Origin of the sequence: Candidatus Pelagisphaera phototrophica, assembly GCF_014529625.1 — a bacterium.
Lineage (GTDB): Bacteria > Verrucomicrobiota > Verrucomicrobiia > Opitutales > Opitutaceae > Pelagisphaera > Pelagisphaera phototrophica.
This window is the reverse complement of the sequence record NZ_CP076039.1, coordinates 703,464-720,933: the sequence shown is the minus strand read 5'-3', so window position 1 is coordinate 720,933 and position 17,470 is coordinate 703,464. Positions and strand designations below refer to the sequence as shown.

Genomic DNA, 17,470 nt, shown 5'->3' with positions numbered 1-17,470 from the left:
CACCTATTTAGAACCGCCACTCAACTCCAGCAAATGCGGCGAACCCCCTCGCCGGCACGCGTCCAGAAAAACTCGAAAAGCTGACCGTGTAGTCTTCGCTCAATGCGTTTTCGACACGGGCAGTCAGAGAAACAGCATCGCTGAATCTATATCGAGAATAACCTCTCACTAGAAGATAATTATCAATATCTACACTTCCAAAGCTCTCGCGACCAATTACGTAATTCACACCCGACCCAACTAGCCACTTTTCGTCAAAACGAAATTCATTGTTCAAACTAATCTGATGCCGAGGAACCCCGGGCAAGCGCGACGTAGTATTGAAACTTAGGTCGGTCGCGCTCGATTCCGTCCAGGTGTATGCCAAATTTGCCGACCAATTCTCTTTCAACTGATAGCTCACATAGGCTTCCAATCCGTAATTCTCGGCACTGTCCCGATTAGCGTAGGTTCCATCAAAACCTGTAGTAGGCACGTACACTACAAGATCCTCAATATCGTTCTGAAAAACGGTAGCGCCTAGTTGAATTGCTCCATTTTTGTAATATTGGTCGAAGCCGACTTCCCAGCTTTTACTCTCTTCGGGTTTCAAATTCGGATTACCCAGAGCGAAACTCGAAGTGGAAAAGAGGCGAAAGAAATTGGGTGCTCTAAATGCGGTGCCAATAGCCGCCCGAAGTTTCGTTTTGGTGGGAAGTTCCCAGGCTCCATTCGCTCGCCAAGTTGTCTTCGATCCCGCGATATCATAATCATCGTGTCGAGCTCCCAAAACGAGGTTAACCCCTTCGCCCGCTTCGATCTCTGCTTGGGCAAAGAGCGCCCAGTTATCGCTCTCGCTTTCTGGAAACGAATTATCGTTTCCTTCCTGGCGCTCCCAAGTTGACCCTGCTACCAGTCTTAATGAATCGGATACATCAACAGTATTCTGCCAATCGAGAGACCAGTTTGCTGCATCTCCAATGTAGATGAAGCCTGTTTGCCGATAATACTCGTCCAGCATAGAGGCAGTAAACTTCTGAGTCCAATTTTCACGACTTGTTTTTACATAAGCGCTTACCGCTATCGTATCACTTTGCACACGTGTTGAAGGAGGAGGTGTCAGATCGCCCACTGGATTACTGTAATCCGTAAACTCGCCCCGCGACGAAATGCCAACCGTGGTATTTTCAGACAAGTCGTAGTCCAATCGGAAAGAATAGCTCTTCATCTTGCCTTCATTGTCACTGAGCTCGTTGTCACTTTCTTGACTGGCCGCATGAAAAGAAAAATCAAGTTCTCCTGCCTCACCCTGTCCCTGAAAGGCAGTCAGAAAGCTGTTATAGGAACCCAGCTCATTCGTAAAGGTGTAGCGCGGCGTTCCTCGACCTTGCCTCGTCTCTAGCAGGATTACTCCACCGATCGCACTGGATCCATAGAGCGTGCTTTGGGCTCCTCGAACAACTTCCACCCGCCCCAAATTAAAGCCACTGGCCCCAGTAATGAAGCGGCCATTGGAAAAAATGGAGGTGTTGGTTTTTGCCCCGTCAACCATTGTCAGTACCCGCGAGCCCGAATTCCCTCGAATCATAACTTCCGCTGTCGAGCCCATTGCCTCATCGCTTTGCGAATAAACCCCTTTCATGTCGAACAAAACGTGCCGCAAATCACGGTACATCTTACGATCAACCTCACTCCCTAACAAGACGTCTGCACTAATTCCCAAGGTGCTCGCATCACGCTCGGTTCGAGTCGCACCGACAATGTAAGGACCAAGCTCGTAACGCTCCCCCGCCTTTGTTGAAGTCAGAACAACCACAGTTAAGCCCAAAAGGTATGCTTTGATCGCGAAGATTTGTTTTCTAAGTCTATTTTGAGTTGTCATATTTTTCCGTATCTAAATTTCTGTCGCGAAGATTAAGATAAGGACAACCCACGGCTACGCGTTGATCTACTCGTCTCAAATTACTGAGACGGTTAGGAACGCGATGAATTCGACTAACGATAAGCATCGACGAATCATTCCATACCACTTGTTTACGCGACAAGCGTCTGACGAATCGAATTTCGATTCAATCGGTATCTTATCCGCAGCCAGCAATAGGACTCAGAGCAAAATGGGCTCCATACCTCAGCGCGACTGTCGCCGATTCACACGGCGTTTCCTGAAATCTGCGGACTTGAAAGTAAAAAGAACTATCGCCAAGAACGGCTGGCGATTGATTAAAGCAAGACAAAAGTATAATGTGGCAAAACCGGACCGCAAGAAATTGCGAATAGTGCATTTGTCTTTTGTCAGGTCGCAAAGGTAGGTGCCACGTTCCCCGTCGCGAGAGCGCGTGCCGGGCGCGGCCGGCAAGGCGAAAGCTGGACACGCTCCGCCACACGGATTTGATTGATTCTCCAGATTTAAAGCTCCTTGACCCAGATATTGCGAAACTGGATACGGTTGGAGTGATCTTGCAGTGAAATTGGCATCGCCTTGTCTGGCGCGGGTAACGTCCGATCAGCTTGCCGATGGGCCGTTTGATGACGAAGCTCCTCATTTTTCTGGACCACAATTCCGTTGAGACGCACGGTTATACGGGCATTTTCTTTGAGTTTACCATTTTCAAATTTGGGTGCTACGTAGCTGATATCGTAAGTCTGCCATTCCATAGGCGGCCGAGCAGCATTCACTTTTGGGGGAGACATTTTGTAAAGGGCTCCCAACTCGTTCCAGAGTCCATCCAAGCCATAGCTATTCAGAATCTGGGCCTCATATCCTTGGAAAAATAATCCACTGTTTCCTCGACCTTGACCACTCTTGCCAGGTTCAACTGGGTAGCGGAATTCCATGTGGTATCGAACATTCTTGAATTTCCGCTTGGTCTGGATTCCTCCACCAATAGGTGGGTTCGCTCCTTTGTTAGCCGCCGTCGGATTGATCTCCATCGCTCCATCTCCTAGTAGCGTCCAAGTAACCACCCGGCCATCCTCGTGCTCCCACTCATCAGCGTTTTTGCCATCGAACAGGACAACAGAACCCCTTGGAGGTTTCGCACCCATCGTAGGAGACCCCAGTTGGACCCGCTTCAAGGAAATCTCGGCTACTTTACCTCCAATCGAGCCCTTCCCTGTTAGACCCGATTTCGTGACCCGCACATTCCAGTCCCCATCCTTCAAAACGATTGCATCATCCCTGAGCCGCGCCTCACCCGAGTAGTAGATCTCTGCGCGAAGATTGTGGTCCTGGGTGAATTTGAGGTGATATCTACCCTCGTCTATGTTGATTACCTGAGCACACAGACCAGGATTGATTTCCTGATAACTCTTTTCGGGAGCATTGGACCACTGACCCACATAATCTCCCATGAGCGTTTTGTCGGCTTCGGCGACATCCGTCCACTCGGGACCGGATCCGGTACTGAATGCAGCTGGCGTGAATAGGAAAACTCCTGCAAATAAGGAAAAAATTCGTTCAATCATCATCGGGAATAGGGTTATTTAACTACCTTTAAAAACTGGTTGCTGAAACTACGTGAGGCAATTCAAATTCAAAAGATTCCCCTTCGAACAATGTCGTATGGGACTATCCGATGCGGCAAATCTATTGGTCTTCCCAATTCCAATAGGGTCCTTCCTGGACCATATTGGCGTGAATTGCCGCCATCTCTTTAGACATCCGTTTGACGAAGGCCCGTCTTTCGTTGGATAGATCCTTCTTCTGTGCTCGATCGGTCCGCAGGTTGTAGAGTTCAAATTTTTCCCAGGTGGACTCTCGAAGGAAGTCCATATCCGAGGGAACCATGGCATGACTATCTGGCATATTCGGATGTTCGAGATATCCAATCAGCAGCCAATCGTCTTTGCGGAAAGCTCCCGCTGGCATTTTGCCTGTCATTCCCTGTGCTCTCTGGCTGGAGCCCGCGATCGAACGATAGAAGTACCAAAACAGTGGCTGGTCTCTCTTCCAATTTTCATTGCCAAAAAGCAAGGGGCTGAAATCAACGCCATCCAACGTACGGTCTTGCGGCACTGCAACTCCCGCAAGAGAACAGAAAGTTGGCAGAAGATCCACGAAGTTCAGCGTCGCGCCGCTCGTTTTTCCCGCTTCGATCATGGGCGGCCAACGAATGATACCCGGCTCTCGAATTCCCCCTTCATACAGCATAGACTTTTGACCTCGCAATCCCCCATTGCTCGCATCATGTAGTGATCCATTGTCAGAAGCGACAAGGACAATCGTATCCTCCCGATGACCCAGCTGGTCCAGTCGCTCTAGCAAGCGCCCCGCTGCGTCATCCAGATTCTGGATATTAGCCAAGTACTCATTCCGCTTTTTACCTTCCGAATATTGGGCCACCATTTCCGGAGGTGAGGCGATCTTTTCGTGAGGTTCGTGAAACGCGACATACAAAAAGAAAGGATCCGCTTCGTCCTTTTGATTCAACCATCGTATCGCATCGTCCACTACGATTTGGCAGGCATATCCTTCTAAATCTCCAACGGATTCGCCATTACGTACAAAATTAACGGGATTCAAGTGGGAGGGGATGGCGTTATTCGTTGTTCCAAACGAGTAGTCGAATCCTTGGTCAATCGGCTGGGGCTGCGTCGAGCGCAACACACTGACATGCCATTTCCCAATGTGGGCGGTCTGGTACCCAGATTCTTTTAATAACTCCGCCAGCGTCACTTCCGAACTAGGCATGTGCATCGGGTGCAAACCTTCCTTCTGTTCCGGAATATAGCTGTACACACCTACTCGTGAAGGATAGCGGCCCGTCAAAAGTCCAGTCCGACTCGGAGAGCAATTTGGGGCCGCCGCATGGAAATCTGTGAGCTTGAGCCCTTCAGCCGCTAGTTGGTCGATATTTGGCGTTTCCGCTTTCCCGCCGTAACAGCCAAAGTCGGAGTAGCCAGCATCATCAGCGAGCAGGATCACGATATTTGGACGCTCCGCATTCAACAGCGATAATGTAAAAGACAGGAAGAGGGTTGCCGGGCACAATATCATGAGGGGAACGTGGTTAGCCACAAATAGTAATTACAAAGGAAAAAACTAATCGGTCAAGTAAACTGAATGTTCGCGCCCCGCTCACGCAATTGAATGCTTGCGTTATAGCAGGCGAATTTTATTTCTGAGCTGTTCCTCTATGCTAGGATCAAACTTAACCCTTGAAACAAAACCTCATGAGTAAATTTATTCCTTTAATATCCTCCAGTTTGACAGGGCCACTAGGTATCTTGCACCTCCCACGCCTATGGCAGAAAGTCTCTCTTCAGGCAACCGGGCAGTTACACAACGACTATCCCGATATTGGAGCCGGATACGACAGCATGGTTTTGGGCACTCTGGGTATAGATGCAGACGCCTTCCGCTCGTTTGTGAAGGAAAACAAACCGTCCTACATCGAGTGCGAAAACTGGGTGGCCCAGAATGGCGATACTAGCCAGCCAGGAATCGCGAAGCTCAATCGCCAGATTACGCAGTATCATCATGATGATACCACGAGAACCGAAATTCTAGCCGCCGCGGGACTCGAAGATTCGGCTGCTATTGCCGATGCTCCAAACCTCAATAATTTGGATGACTGGACTGCTTTTCATCAGGAAGTTCTTTCCTCCTAGAAATCTCGCTAATTCGTATTCATAAAGTCCCGAATTCTTTTTTTAGAGATCGGGATTTTTAATGGGAATCAACGATCCTTCGGTTGAAGTTTTCGATATATTAATTCGCCTATTGTCTTCGCCGCTTCCGCGAGACAACCCTGACAATAAAAGTTTCCCTGATTAATCATGAAAGATAAAAAAATTGGATTTGTAGGATTAGGTCGGATGGGTGCGAACATGGCCCGCCACTTGAGAGATTGCGGATATACCATTTCCGGTGTATTCGATATTGATGACGGAATCAAAGAAGGCCTAGCCAATGAGCTTGGGGCTACTGACTGCGCGAGCCTCGCCGCTGTTACCGCTTGCTCGGATATCGTTTTTACCGTGGTCACCAATGACGCGGCCATGGACTCGATCTTCTTTGGGGACGACAATCTGTTCACCGACGCCAATGATACCCTATTTATAAACTGCGCGACGCTGTCGCCAGACATTCATCGTAAGCTCGAGGCCGAAGCGGCCAAGGTAGGAGCTGAGTCGCTGGAGGCTTGTATGGCGTCCAGTATTCCCCAAGCTCGGAACGGTGGTCTATTCCTCATGATAGGAGGGAAACAAAGCACCTTTAATGCCATAAAGCCTATGCTTTACGACATGAGCAAGGACTTGAGTTTCGTGGGCGAAGCCGGTAAAGCGGCTGAAGTTAAAGCCCTTGTCAATATGGTGATGAATATCAATACCGCTGCGCTCGCAGAGGGGCTCGGATTGGGCGAAGCACTGGGGTTAGACCTTGAGATGCTTTGTAAGGTGTTCAGTCAGACCGGTGCCAATTCACGCGTGCTGGAAACGGATGCCGAAGATATGCTGGGTCGTGATCACGAATGCTATTTTTCGGCCGAGCACGCGGCGAAGGATTCTGGAATCGCCTTGGACATTGCGGCCAAGCATGGCCTCGAAATGCCTCTGGCAGCCGCAACCTTAGCACAATACCAACGTATGATCGATCTGGGGTTGGGCGAATACGATAAGTCCGGAGTCGCAGAGCTGACATTTCCAGGTCGAAAAGGCACATCCTAGGCATGACTTCTTCTATTAGAAACTATCTGGGCGAAGCGATTGACTTCGAGCGCCTGAACGGAGATGGCAAATATTCCGATTGGATTGTGTTGCTGGGCCACGGTGTGACCGGCAACCGAAACCGCCCGGTGATAGCCGAAACGGCCCACGCACTCAATCTAGCCGGGTTCAGCACTCTGGCATTTTCTTTTTCGGGCAACGGCGAGTCGGAGGGGTATTTCAGGGACTCCTGTGTCTCGAAGGGTGTTAAAGATCTCGAAGCAGTGATCGAGGCAGTGGGAGACAAGAAGATTGTTTATATCGGTCACAGCATGGGCGCCGCCATTGGCGTATTGACGGCCGCCCAGGGCGATAAAATCCAACGTTTAGTTTCTATGGCCGGTATGGTGGATACCAACGCGTTCGTTGTAACCGAATTTGGCGACGAGATCCCAGATCAAGGGTGCATGTGGGAGGAAGAAAGTTGTCCACTATCACAGGCGTTTATAGACGATCTGTGCCAAACGGTTGGGACCGTGATCGAGCAATCCAATCGAGTATCGGTACCTTGGCTGCTCGTCCATGGAAGCGAGGACGATATCGTCCTTCCGCAGGATAGTGTTGCCATCAAAGAGCGATTGGGCGATCATGTAGACAACATCGTAATCGAAGGTGCCGACCACAGCTTCAACGACCACCGCCATGCACAAGTAGAAGCAGTTGCGAACTGGCTCAGAACGAAGTGCTCAAAATAATCCTATCTCTTAATCCTTTATTGGAAAAAGTTTCTCGTAGGTCCTTAACCATATCGAAGGACAAGATCCCTAGACTCCTTTCCGCTCATCATACCCTTATCATGAGATAACAACGATATGAAAAAAACCCTCAGCATTCTCGTAACCTTATTTATATTAGCGTCCTCCACTAGCGCAGTTCGTACAGGGAGTGGTATCATGACATTCGATACTATTCCTGCTTGGGGCCTTGGCCCAGATGGCAAATCCGTTCTTGGGCCCACCCATGGGTCCGTCGTGATTGACAAGACAGGAAACATTTACACCAGTGCAGATAAAGGAGTTGTCGTTTTCAACCCTGACGGAAAAGTCGTCCGTTCCTTTGTCGATGAAGAGCACAGCTCACTCCACGACATGGAGATCCGCGAAGAAGATGGAGTCGAATACATTTATGGTGCGCGAAACAAAGGTGGAGTCGGAATAAAATTCGAAGCGATTTCTGGGAAGATTGTTCTGACTATCGGTCTGACGAACGAATCAGGCCTCGCTCTGACTGGCCTAAAACCGACCGCGATCACGGTTGCCCCCAACGGGGATATTTTTCTGTCCGACGGCTACGCAAGCAATATTATTTTCAAGTACAACAAGAAGGGCGAATACCTCAGCCACTTCGGTAAGAAGGGAGACGCACTCCGAGATTTTCACACGCCACACGGCATGACCTTGGACACGCGCTACGATCCGCCACGCTTGCTGATCTGTGACCGGAATCACCTGCCAATAGGAAGGCTTCTGCACTATGATCTCGACGGAAACTTCATCGAAGAAGCCGCAACCAGGCTAAGCATGCCTACGTCAGTTGCGATCCAAGGCGACTACGTATCGGTGCCCAGCTTGGACGGTCGCTTGTACATACTCGACAAGAATAATTCTGTGGTATCGGTTCTTGGATACAAAGCAGACCCCGGCGAATCTTTGTACAAAGTTCAACAGGAAGACTGGGTAGAGGGCATCTTTTCTGGAACGCACGGATCTTATTGGGACAAAGACGGAAACCTCTATGTCCAAGACTGGAACATCGACGGTCGTATTATGAAGCTCGTGCGAGTGAAATGGTAAGCGATAATAAAGTCGCTCAGCCCTCAGTAGTCGATACGTGAATTAAGTCACCAACCATCACAGCGATCGCAATTATCAGAGTTCTGCATGTCCAAAGCCACTACAAATTCCGTTAATCACCCCCTGTTGTCACATTAAATTTATGGTTCGCCAAAAGGTTGGATTCGTCCCATACACCTAATCCCAAAAGTTTTTCATGCTAAAGCTCCCTGATTCTATCGCTATTACGCTTATCGCACTCGGCACGACCGTACAGGCCGAAGAACCCTGCGACACGCTCCAAACGATGGGTTACGTCTTTGATTCCAAAGATGGAACCATCGAGCATATTAAGCTCTTCGGCATGGCCCAATACCAAATAGGGCACGTAGATGGAACGGACTCTGCAGGAAACAGTTTTTCCGACTCCCAATCCGAATTCCGGCGCATCTGGCTTGGGGGAGACATCAAATTTCTAGGTGGTTTTTTCCTCAAGACCGTTCTAAGCCTCACTCAGGGGAAAAACGCCGCGACTGGAGACCAGGATATCGAGTTCCAGCACTTTCGTAATCTCTATCTATCGTACGATTTCGCCAAAGGAAACCCTTCTTATTCTCACTACAAACGTTTCGAAGTTGGATATGGAAGACGCAGCCTGAAGCTAGCTGACGAATGGCAAAGATCCGCGTTTCTATTCAACCCGGTCGAGAGATCTCCCTTTTCGAACAAACTCTGGCCCGCAGACGAAGGTGGCTCGCACCCGGCCGGAGCGTGGATTCGAGTAGCGAAAGACAACAATGATATCGACTTCGGCATCTACTCTACCACTCAGGAAGACGAATTCCCGGGATGGGAGGATGGCACTCTTTTATATTCGCAATGGATCCACAACATGACAGAGGGATCGAGCTTCGATTTGAAAGAACTTGTATTCAGTGCTTACATGCAAGACGCTGGCATTTCAAAGGACCAGTTAGCACGGGGAAACGAATGGGGAGGAAGTGCCATTCTACGCCTTCACAAAGGCCCTTGGGAAATCCACTCGACGATTGGGACTGGAGAAAATGGAGCGACCACCAATCCGGATCGTGACGGAGGATTTTGGGGACTTTCCATCATGCCCATGCACTGGCTGGTCGAGAACAAGATAAAGCTTGTTTCGCGATATCAATATCAAAATGCCGATTCCCCTGAGGGCATCCGCCTCAATAGTCGCTATGCCCGATCAGCAGGGGCGAGAGGGGAAGCCAACATGTCTCTCACAAGAGGACGCGGCGATGTGCATCACAATTTTTATCTAGGAGTCAATTACTACTTTTGTGGTGACAATATGAAAATCGTATCCGGAATCGAATACGACGACATTGAAACAGCAAATGGTATCAATGTTTTTAAGGGCTGGACTGCGAGTTCAGCCTTCCGCATATTCTTTTAGTTTCTCAACACATCTACAATCTCCCAAAATCAAATCTGTTATGCTCGGATCATTCCTCAAGCCCACGACTCTCGAACAACTTCAAACACGCCTTCACTGGGTCCTACGTATCACAGCAGCTTGTTGCTTCATAGGTCATGGCGCTTGGGGTGTTATCACCAAAGAAGGATGGCTACCCTTTTTTCGATCTCAGGGCATTCCAGATGATATCGCCTGGAAACTGATGCCTATCATTGGGGCCTTGGACATCATTATGGCAATTCTGCTTCTCATGAAACCCAGGCGGATCATCATTATGTGGATGCTTATCTGGGCTTTGTGGACAGCGATTCTTCGGCCGATTTCTGGCACGCCAGGAACCTGGGAATTTTGGGAACGAGCAGGGAACTTCTTACCTCCATTGATGCTCCTCATTCTGGGAGGTGCCATAGCTATGAAGTGGAAAGACTGGTTTTCGGGCTATACAGAGCCGAAACTGGACGATGATAAGATCGGTGTACTCCATTTCATCTGCAGGTTAACCATAGCTTTACTTCTCATCGGACACGGAGGCTTTGGAGCATTTGTTGAGAAAGGAATGCTTATAAATCATTTCTCTTCAATTGGTATTCCAGCGGATGTCGGCTTTATCAATGCAGTTGGCTGGTTCGAGATCATACTAGGAGTCGTCGTATTCGTGCTTCCCATACTGCCCATCATATGGCTCGTTTTCGCCTGGAAAGTGATAACCGAATTCCTGTACGTCACGGAAGGTGGCATCATCAACATGTTCGAATTCATCGAACGCTGGGGAGACTATGGAGTGCCTATCGCACTGATTCTGATAATAAATTATCAAACGAGGCAGTCAGCCGCTAAAGCAGTTCCAGAAGTACAGGCAACCTAATTGAAAATGGCCTGAAGCGAAATGGAAGTGTGAATTTTTACGCTGTCCTTTTTTGTTAGCTAGATTCACACTTCGTAAAACTGGGTTCCTGCCTAGGTTCGTTGCTATGAATTCTGCGAGAGAGCTTATTGACTATCTAAGTCTAGAACCCCATCCCGAGGGCGGGTATTTCAAGCGCACCTACGAGTCAGCACTGAAAACGGCCGTGGGCCCTCTTGACGCAGAACGAAAACTGCTTAGCTGCATCTACTATCTGCTCACTTGTGATTCTCCTATGGGGTATCTCCATGAAAATCGTTCCGACATCGTTCACTTTTTCCAGTTGGGCTCTCCGGTCACATACACTCTAATTTCTCCTGAAGGAAAAATTAGTCGGGCCACCCTAGGACCCAATATCGAACTGGGACAACAACTACAGCTTGCCGTCCCTTCGGGATGGTGGAAAGCCAGTGAACTGACGTCTGGCGAATTTGGGCTCATCAGTGAAGCCGTTTCCCCGGGATTTGAATACGAAGACATGCGATTCATCTCCAAGTTGGAAGCAAAACGCTTCACGGTTACTCACTATAATGCTCTAGGGCGACTTTGCCGCGATTGAAAAGAATCAACTGGCCTAACCGCGTCCCACGAAGGGCATCTTCGTGCTCATCACAGTCATGGTGAGAACGTTCGCATCTAGCGGCAGGCTCGCCATATAGAGCACCGCATTCGCCACGTCCTCTACTGACATAGTGGGTTCAACCTTAATGGAAAGATCCGCTTGAGGCACGCCTTTCTTCATCTTGGCGGTCAGATCCGTCGTCGCGTTACCTATATCGATTTGGCCACAGGCAATATCGTATTTTCTGCCATCGAGCGAGGTGGACTTCGTTAGTCCAGTTATGGCATGCTTGGTCGCTGTGTAGGGCGCCGAATTCGGTCTCGGAGTCTGGGAAGAGATCGATCCATTGTTGATGATCCTGCCACCGCGAGGATCCTGCTCTTTCATAACCCGAAAAGCAGCCTGCGTACAGAGAAAGGCTCCAGTCAGGTTCACATCGACCACCGCTTTCCAATCTTCGAAAGTCAATTCTTCGAGAAGGGCCGCCGATCCAAACATACCGGCATTATTGAAAAGCAGATCCACTCGACCGAATGCCTCTACTGTTTTTGAGAAGAGCGTATCCACTCCCTTCGGGTCCGTAATATCGGTTTGGATCGTAACTGCACTGCCTCCGTTATCGAGAATGACTGCCACCGTCTCATCTAAAGCCTCCTGCCGTCTTCCCGCTATTGATACGGAATACCCCGCCTTGCCTAAGGCAATTGCGACGCTTTTACCGATTCCAGACCCACCGCCGGTGATAATTGCTACACTCATAATTTTCGTTACTCTTGTTAATCAGAAATTAGTCCTCTGATTGGGGCATCTTTACTGCACTGGCCCGCCTATCTCTCATATTACACTCCATGGACTTAGGATAGCGATCTTTAGGTTTTGATACCCTGTTCAATTGCTCCAGTTGCTCTGGACTGAATCGGATGCGACTCGCTCCGAGGTTGTCTCTTAGCTGCTCACAGTTCCGTGCCCCTACAATGACCGATGTCATTGATGGTTGCTCCAGTATCCATCGAGTTGCGACTTGAGCAGCTGACATGTTCATCTCATTCGCAATCTTTAAAACGACGCCCATTGTCTCTTCTGCATTGTCCGCAAAGAAGCTGGGATTGTAGACCCAATTATCTTTCGAACGCGTGCCCTCAAGCACGCTTCCTTTGCCTCGATACTTACCCGTCAGAAAACCGTTAGCCAGCGGACTCCAAGTCACAATCCCCAAACCCTTGTACTCACACAGCGGCACGAGCTCTTCCTCAATGTCCCGAATTACAAGATTGTACTGAGGCTGGTAACATTCAAAGCGTGCCCAATGACGGCTATCGCTAATCCAAAGCGATTCCATCAAACGCCAAGCTTCATAGTTGCTGCAGGCGATATAGCGAACCTTTCCAGATCGAACGAGATCGTTAAGGGCCTCCAGCATTTCCTCAAGTGGCGTTTCGGTATCTACATGATGGATATAATAGATGTCAATGTAGTCCGTCTTCAGCCTTTGCAGACTCGATTCGAGCGCCTTGAAGATACGAACTCGACTCATTCCTGAATCATTAATTCCAGGGCCCATCGGATTGAAGAGCTTAGTTGCGAGCACTATATCGTCCCTACGATCCTTTAAAACTCTCCCGAGATAAGACTCCGATTCTCCCGCTCCATAAGCGTCGGCGGTGTCGATAAAGTTTATACCGGCATTGAGGGAAAAATCGACCAATCGCTCTGCCTCTCTGAGATCCGTGTACTTTCCGAACGTCATTGTCCCCAAACATAGCTCGGAAACCTTCAGTCCCGTTCGTCCCATTCTTCTGTATTCCATAATATTCAGCTAACCCCTTCCTAGAAATCGGTGGACTAGAATCGTCATTCGAATTGCATAGACCGAATCACTCGGGGTCATAAAAAGCACGAGCGAGACAGAGACTACCTTGAAGCAACGATTCAAATTACCGTTCCTAAGTTGCTTGTCCCTCCACTTCAACCCAGAATTGAATGGAACTACCCCTTAAATTTGATTCGCCACCATTCTACTTTTCTTCCAAACTCTCTTAAACAATCAACCATCCAATCAATCGCACCATGCATTCTTTTTTGAGCCGATTTACCATTACTCTGCTTCTCGTAGCCGGAACCGCCTTTGCGGACTCGCCAATTGAGGATCTTTCGGTGAACGAATTCAAGGCGCTCGTCGATAGCGGGGAAGGCATTTTGCTAGATGTGAGAACCCCTAAGGAAGTGGCGCAAGGAAAGATCCCGGGTGCCAGTGTACTCAACATCTACGACGAGAATTTCGAGCGAAAGCTGAATTTCATGCAGAAAGACAAACCGATCTATGTCTACTGCCGTTCCGGAGGTCGCAGCTCCCAAGCGGCTAAGACCATGAGAAAAAACGGATTTAGCAAGGTGTACAATCTCTTGGGAGGGATCGGTACATGGAACAAGGCTGAGCTTCCGCTGGAAAAGGCCAAGTCCGAATCCAAAAAGCTCACTCCATCAATCAGTCCAAAAGACTTTGCCCAAACCCTATCCCAAAGCCGCCTCGCCTTGATCGACTTTCAAACGCAATGGTGCGCCCCCTGTAAACAGATGGAACCCGTCATTGATGCTATAGGTACGGAATTCAAAGGAAAGGCAGCGATCCTTAAAATCGATGTGGACGCGAACCCCGAAATCGCGGACCAATATGAAGTTCAAGGAGTTCCAGTGTTCGTTCTCTTCGTCAAAGGCGAAGAAAAGTGGCGGCACTCAGGAACGATAAGCAGGAAAGCGCTTGAAGAGAGAATCAACCGCGAGATAAACGACTGACGCTACTTACCTTTCGGGGGCGTAATCATGATATGTGCCCGATGCGTGCCGGGGTTCATGATCCAGGGTGCACCTGGAGAAACCGGAGCAAGAGGAAGGCCCGTACTTTCGGACGTGGCAAAGGGAATGTAATACACATATCTCAAATGCGTCTTCTCTATTTCCTTAGTCGTCTCATTAACTTGTCCCGTAAGCACATTGAGCAATGCTTGTTTGGGCATTTCCAGAGTGCCCGCTTTCGCTTCTTCCTCACGAATATTAAAAATCTCCTCGGAAGACTTACCTTGTTTTTTCAGTTCCCGTCCACGAGCCATGAAAGGCTCCAAGCTCTCGTGGTAGCAGGCAACGCTGAACCCCTTCCGGCTCGGATCGTCTGCAAGACAAATAAGATCGTTTGCACCTTGCCGAATAACGGTCAATTCACCACCTTTGTCATAGCCGATCACTGTCGCGTTTTCACGCTCAAGCTCTGGCGCCGCCAAAACCGCCGTTGAAATTTGCCAATCTTTCGTCGGGTATTTTTGGGCAATAAGAGTGAGAGGGGACAAAATTGCAATTATGATCAATAAGAGCTTCACTCGACTAAGTTTGGAAAAACTCGCGGCAATTACAACAAAAGGTGTTAAAATTTGGTTTGGGGACCGGCTGGAGCAAGCAGTCTGGCTGCGTTTACATCGAGCTTTCGCGAGCGAGAACCCTTCTATAGGCTCCCAAATAGGAATCCACAATCGCACCTGCTGAAAACTCTTTTTCTGCCCTCGCCCTTGCACTTGCACCCATCTCTTTTCGGCAATCTCGGTCCCCAACTAGTCTCACAATTGCGGCGCCTAACGCTTCGATATCCCCAAATGGAACCAGAATGCCTGAATCTTCATTGACCACAACTTCAGGGATGCCTCCAACTTCAAATGCTATACTAGGCAAGCCGTGCCTCATCCCCTCTAAAATTCCAAGGCAGAAGCTCTCATATTCCGAAGTATACAGGGTGAAGTCCGAGGCTGCGTAGTAATTATCAATCTCATACACATCATCAACGATTCGGACATGGCTCTCGAGGTCGCGCTTTTTGATCTCGGGTTGAATCCGTGATACTTCTGCTCCCGCCATAATCAGGAGATTCGCATCGCAACGGGATACCGCTTCCTTGAGGGCATCCAGCATCAGATCAATTCGTTTTATTGAACGGAGATTCGAGGCATGAATTGCCAAAACGCCATCCCCTACATCTAAAGAGGCTCGAATGTCCTCCCGCGATCGAGTAACCGGCTTGGGCTCGAAAAAATTCGGCACTACTTCAATCTCAGTATCCAGGTTAAAAAGTTGCTCGGTACGCTCCTTCAAGTTCCGGGAAACGCAAGTCACCAAATTCGATGCTTCGAGAACATGCTGAAGCAATGGTCGATACTCAGACATCGCTCCAAGATAGATGATATCAGTGCCATGCAGGGTCGTAATAATCGGCGGTGCGGCCTGTCCGATTAACTCCTTGGCAATCCAGGCAGCGGCGGTATGCGGAATCGCATAGTGCGCATGAATGAGATCAATTTGATGATTCGCGCAAACCTCAGTGATCCGCGTGGCTAGTGGAAGCGTGTGGTCAGGGCTTTTGAAAAGGGGGAACTCCACTGGAGTTGATTCGTAAAAGTGAATCCGAGGATGGTCCTCTCTCAATCGGAATGGCGGGCGCTCGGAGATCACATAGATCTCATGGCCGCGATCCGCTAGTCGATGCCCGAGCTCTGTAGCCAAAATTCCGCTCCCGCCCACGGTAGGATGGCAAAGCAAGGCGATATTCAGCGGTTCCTCCATGCTCAAAGCGAGTTACAATCGAGGTCCATAAGCGGAAAGGACAGTCTCAATCGAACTCCAAAGCAAGGGACCTTCAGAATATAGACGGAGCGCGGAGTTCACGCCTGCCTGTATGCCTAGGGTGCGTGCACGCGAGAGTTGCAAGTCGACATAGTCTAGACTCCCAGTCTGACTTTCGTGGCATTTCATCAGATCTATCCACTTTTCCACCTGGGAGGAAATATCGACCAGAATGGGCACTAATCCATCCATTCCCGAAGACTCACTCGAAATATCGTAAAACAGAAGAGCCCTGCTTGCATGCGGCTCCCAGTTCTCAAGACCAGGGGTCTTCCCGTACCGCGCTAGACGATTCGCATCCCGAACGAGGTGGCTGGTCTCACGATGGTCAGGATGCTGATTCAGATGACCCGTAGGAGCAAAAACCAAATCTGGTTTGAGCCGACGAATCTCTCTCGCTGCAAGAAGCTTGATTTCAAGGTCAGCCTGGAGGCGGGTGTCCCCTGGAGTTGAGGCAAAGTGAAGCGCGGCCCCCATCATTTCTGCGGCCTTTAGGGCTTCCTTCTCACGAATGGATCGATTTCCATGAGATCCCGCTTCGCCTCTAGAGAGCACTACTAGATCGATTTTAGCGCCACGGGCTGCTGCGTCCAATAGCACAGCGCCGCAACCGAACTCTATGTCGTCCGGATGAGCCCCAAAAACTAAAATGCGGCTACCAGTCATTTTTCCTCTCTGCGTATGCATCTCCTGGTCTTTCAATAAAGTGACGTTTCACAAATTCAATCTCAGGAGCATCACTTTGATTCAAGTACTGAATTTCCCCTTCCCCTGCAATGTAATGAGTGCAATGCACCACAGATTGCATCCAACGGAGGCGAGTATCCCGGGCTGGGCTAATCATCGATTTCCGAATGACAGGGACTTCAATAGGGATAAATTTGCCACCGCCTTTAAAGAGGCAATAGCCTTTCTCTCGATGACGTGCTCTAACGATCTCCCCCTCATACGGTGTATCCAAAAAGTAGTCATTCACTTTAATCGCCTTTTCCCTTAGCTCTGGGTCGCTTGAACGCACGATCTCAACTCCCTCTAGTAATCCCATCTTCTGATACATCTCTATGCAAAATTCTGCAACGTTTGAGGAATCAACAGAATCGAAAATATCGACAAGTTCTAGGGCGACCAAATTTGGCAGGCAGCGTCGAGTTTTCTCCTTCCAGCCAGGCTTTATCGACTTGCAATACAATGGAGAGTAAAGCTTCTGGATCTTGTTTACGAACTCGAAGTTGATTCGCTCAGTTTTACCGGTATGGCGATTGACTAAACTAGCGCAAGTTTCCCGAAAGTCGTGGTCGCTATCGTGCAGGAAGAATACGATTTTTCCTCCAATTTCGGATTGTAATCGTCGAGCGGTTTTTATTTTAGAAAACACAAACCGATTAGGAAAAATCCCACAGGGCTGCTGGCCAAAACAAATAACCGGT

General features: G+C 49.1%; 17 protein-coding genes. 8 read left to right on the top strand and 9 right to left on the bottom strand.

Going from position 1 to position 17,470, the window contains the following annotated elements; all coding sequences use genetic code 11:
* Positions 1-7: 7 nt before the first annotated feature.
* The 3 genes from GA004_RS03255 to GA004_RS03245 all read right to left on the bottom strand — a co-directional run bounded on the left by GA004_RS03255 (position 8) and on the right by GA004_RS03245 (position 4,975).
* Positions 8-1,861 carry a TonB-dependent receptor plug domain-containing protein gene (locus tag GA004_RS03255; RefSeq protein WP_283395863.1) on the bottom strand — a complete coding sequence of 618 codons (1,854 nt, stop codon included), beginning with the start codon at positions 1,859-1,861 and terminating at the stop codon, positions 8-10.
* 524 nt (positions 1,862-2,385) lie between these two features.
* Complete coding sequence (locus GA004_RS03250) at positions 2,386-3,447, bottom strand: 3-keto-disaccharide hydrolase (RefSeq protein ID WP_283395862.1); 1,062 nt, start codon at positions 3,445-3,447, stop codon at positions 2,386-2,388.
* A 118-nt stretch (positions 3,448-3,565) separates the two neighbouring features.
* Positions 3,566-4,975 carry a sulfatase-like hydrolase/transferase gene (locus tag GA004_RS03245; RefSeq protein ID WP_283395861.1) on the bottom strand — a complete coding sequence of 470 codons (1,410 nt, stop codon included), beginning with the start codon at positions 4,973-4,975 and terminating at the stop codon, positions 3,566-3,568.
* 176 nt (positions 4,976-5,151) lie between these two features.
* Between GA004_RS03245 and GA004_RS03240 the strand changes: the two genes are divergently transcribed.
* The 7 genes from GA004_RS03240 to GA004_RS03210 all read left to right on the top strand — a co-directional run bounded on the left by GA004_RS03240 (position 5,152) and on the right by GA004_RS03210 (position 11,378).
* Positions 5,152-5,589, top strand: coding sequence for a DUF5069 domain-containing protein (locus GA004_RS03240; protein ID WP_283395860.1), 438 nt, complete (start codon positions 5,152-5,154; stop codon positions 5,587-5,589).
* Between the two features lie 168 nt (positions 5,590-5,757).
* Entirely contained in the window at positions 5,758-6,648 is an 891-nt protein-coding gene (locus GA004_RS03235) for an NAD(P)-dependent oxidoreductase (protein ID WP_283395859.1), read from the top strand.
* Between the two features lie 2 nt (positions 6,649-6,650).
* On the top strand, positions 6,651-7,382 hold the full coding sequence (locus GA004_RS03230) for an alpha/beta hydrolase (protein ID WP_283395858.1): 732 nt from the start codon (positions 6,651-6,653) through the stop codon (positions 7,380-7,382).
* A gap of 117 nt (positions 7,383-7,499) precedes the next feature.
* Entirely contained in the window at positions 7,500-8,480 is a 981-nt protein-coding gene (locus GA004_RS03225) for an NHL repeat-containing protein (RefSeq protein ID WP_283395857.1), read from the top strand.
* A 196-nt stretch (positions 8,481-8,676) separates the two neighbouring features.
* The gene (locus GA004_RS03220; protein ID WP_283395856.1) at positions 8,677-9,894 is read left to right on the top strand and encodes a hypothetical protein; all 1,218 of its coding nucleotides are present in this window, start codon (positions 8,677-8,679) and stop codon (positions 9,892-9,894) included.
* A gap of 40 nt (positions 9,895-9,934) precedes the next feature.
* Positions 9,935-10,780, top strand: coding sequence for a hypothetical protein (locus GA004_RS03215; protein WP_283395855.1), 846 nt, complete (start codon positions 9,935-9,937; stop codon positions 10,778-10,780).
* Positions 10,781-10,886: 106 nt separating this feature from the next.
* Entirely contained in the window at positions 10,887-11,378 is a 492-nt protein-coding gene (locus tag GA004_RS03210) for a cupin domain-containing protein (protein WP_283395854.1), read from the top strand.
* A 15-nt stretch (positions 11,379-11,393) separates the two neighbouring features.
* On the opposite strand, the gene GA004_RS03205 is transcribed toward GA004_RS03210, so the two are convergent.
* Together GA004_RS03205 and GA004_RS03200 are read right to left on the bottom strand one after the other, a co-directional pair.
* Positions 11,394-12,140 carry an SDR family oxidoreductase gene (locus tag GA004_RS03205; protein WP_283395853.1) on the bottom strand — a complete coding sequence of 249 codons (747 nt, stop codon included), beginning with the start codon at positions 12,138-12,140 and terminating at the stop codon, positions 11,394-11,396.
* Positions 12,141-12,168: 28 nt separating this feature from the next.
* A complete protein-coding gene (locus tag GA004_RS03200; RefSeq protein ID WP_283395852.1) occupies positions 12,169-13,188 on the bottom strand; it encodes an aldo/keto reductase in 1,020 nt (339 codons plus the stop codon).
* Positions 13,189-13,448: 260 nt separating this feature from the next.
* Between GA004_RS03200 and GA004_RS03195 the strand changes: the two genes are divergently transcribed.
* Positions 13,449-14,174: a thioredoxin domain-containing protein gene (locus GA004_RS03195; RefSeq protein ID WP_283395851.1), complete on the top strand. Its 726-nt coding sequence runs from the start codon at positions 13,449-13,451 to the stop codon at positions 14,172-14,174.
* Between the two features lie 2 nt (positions 14,175-14,176).
* Here the strand turns inward: GA004_RS03195 and GA004_RS03190 are convergent, their stop codons facing one another.
* The 4 genes from GA004_RS03190 to GA004_RS03175 form a co-directional block, all read right to left on the bottom strand.
* On the bottom strand, positions 14,177-14,722 hold the full coding sequence (locus GA004_RS03190; protein WP_283395850.1) for a hypothetical protein: 546 nt from the start codon (positions 14,720-14,722) through the stop codon (positions 14,177-14,179).
* 121 nt (positions 14,723-14,843) lie between these two features.
* The gene (bshA, locus tag GA004_RS03185; RefSeq protein WP_283395849.1) at positions 14,844-15,983 is read right to left on the bottom strand and encodes an N-acetyl-alpha-D-glucosaminyl L-malate synthase BshA; all 1,140 of its coding nucleotides are present in this window, start codon (positions 15,981-15,983) and stop codon (positions 14,844-14,846) included.
* Between the two features lie 12 nt (positions 15,984-15,995).
* A complete protein-coding gene (locus tag GA004_RS03180) occupies positions 15,996-16,730 on the bottom strand; it encodes a PIG-L deacetylase family protein (protein WP_283395848.1) in 735 nt (244 codons plus the stop codon).
* The gene (locus tag GA004_RS03175) at positions 16,699-17,418 is read right to left on the bottom strand and encodes a hypothetical protein (protein ID WP_283395847.1); all 720 of its coding nucleotides are present in this window, start codon (positions 17,416-17,418) and stop codon (positions 16,699-16,701) included. Before GA004_RS03175 ends, GA004_RS03180 begins: the two co-directional genes overlap by 32 nt.
* Between the last annotated feature and the right edge of the window lie 52 nt (positions 17,419-17,470).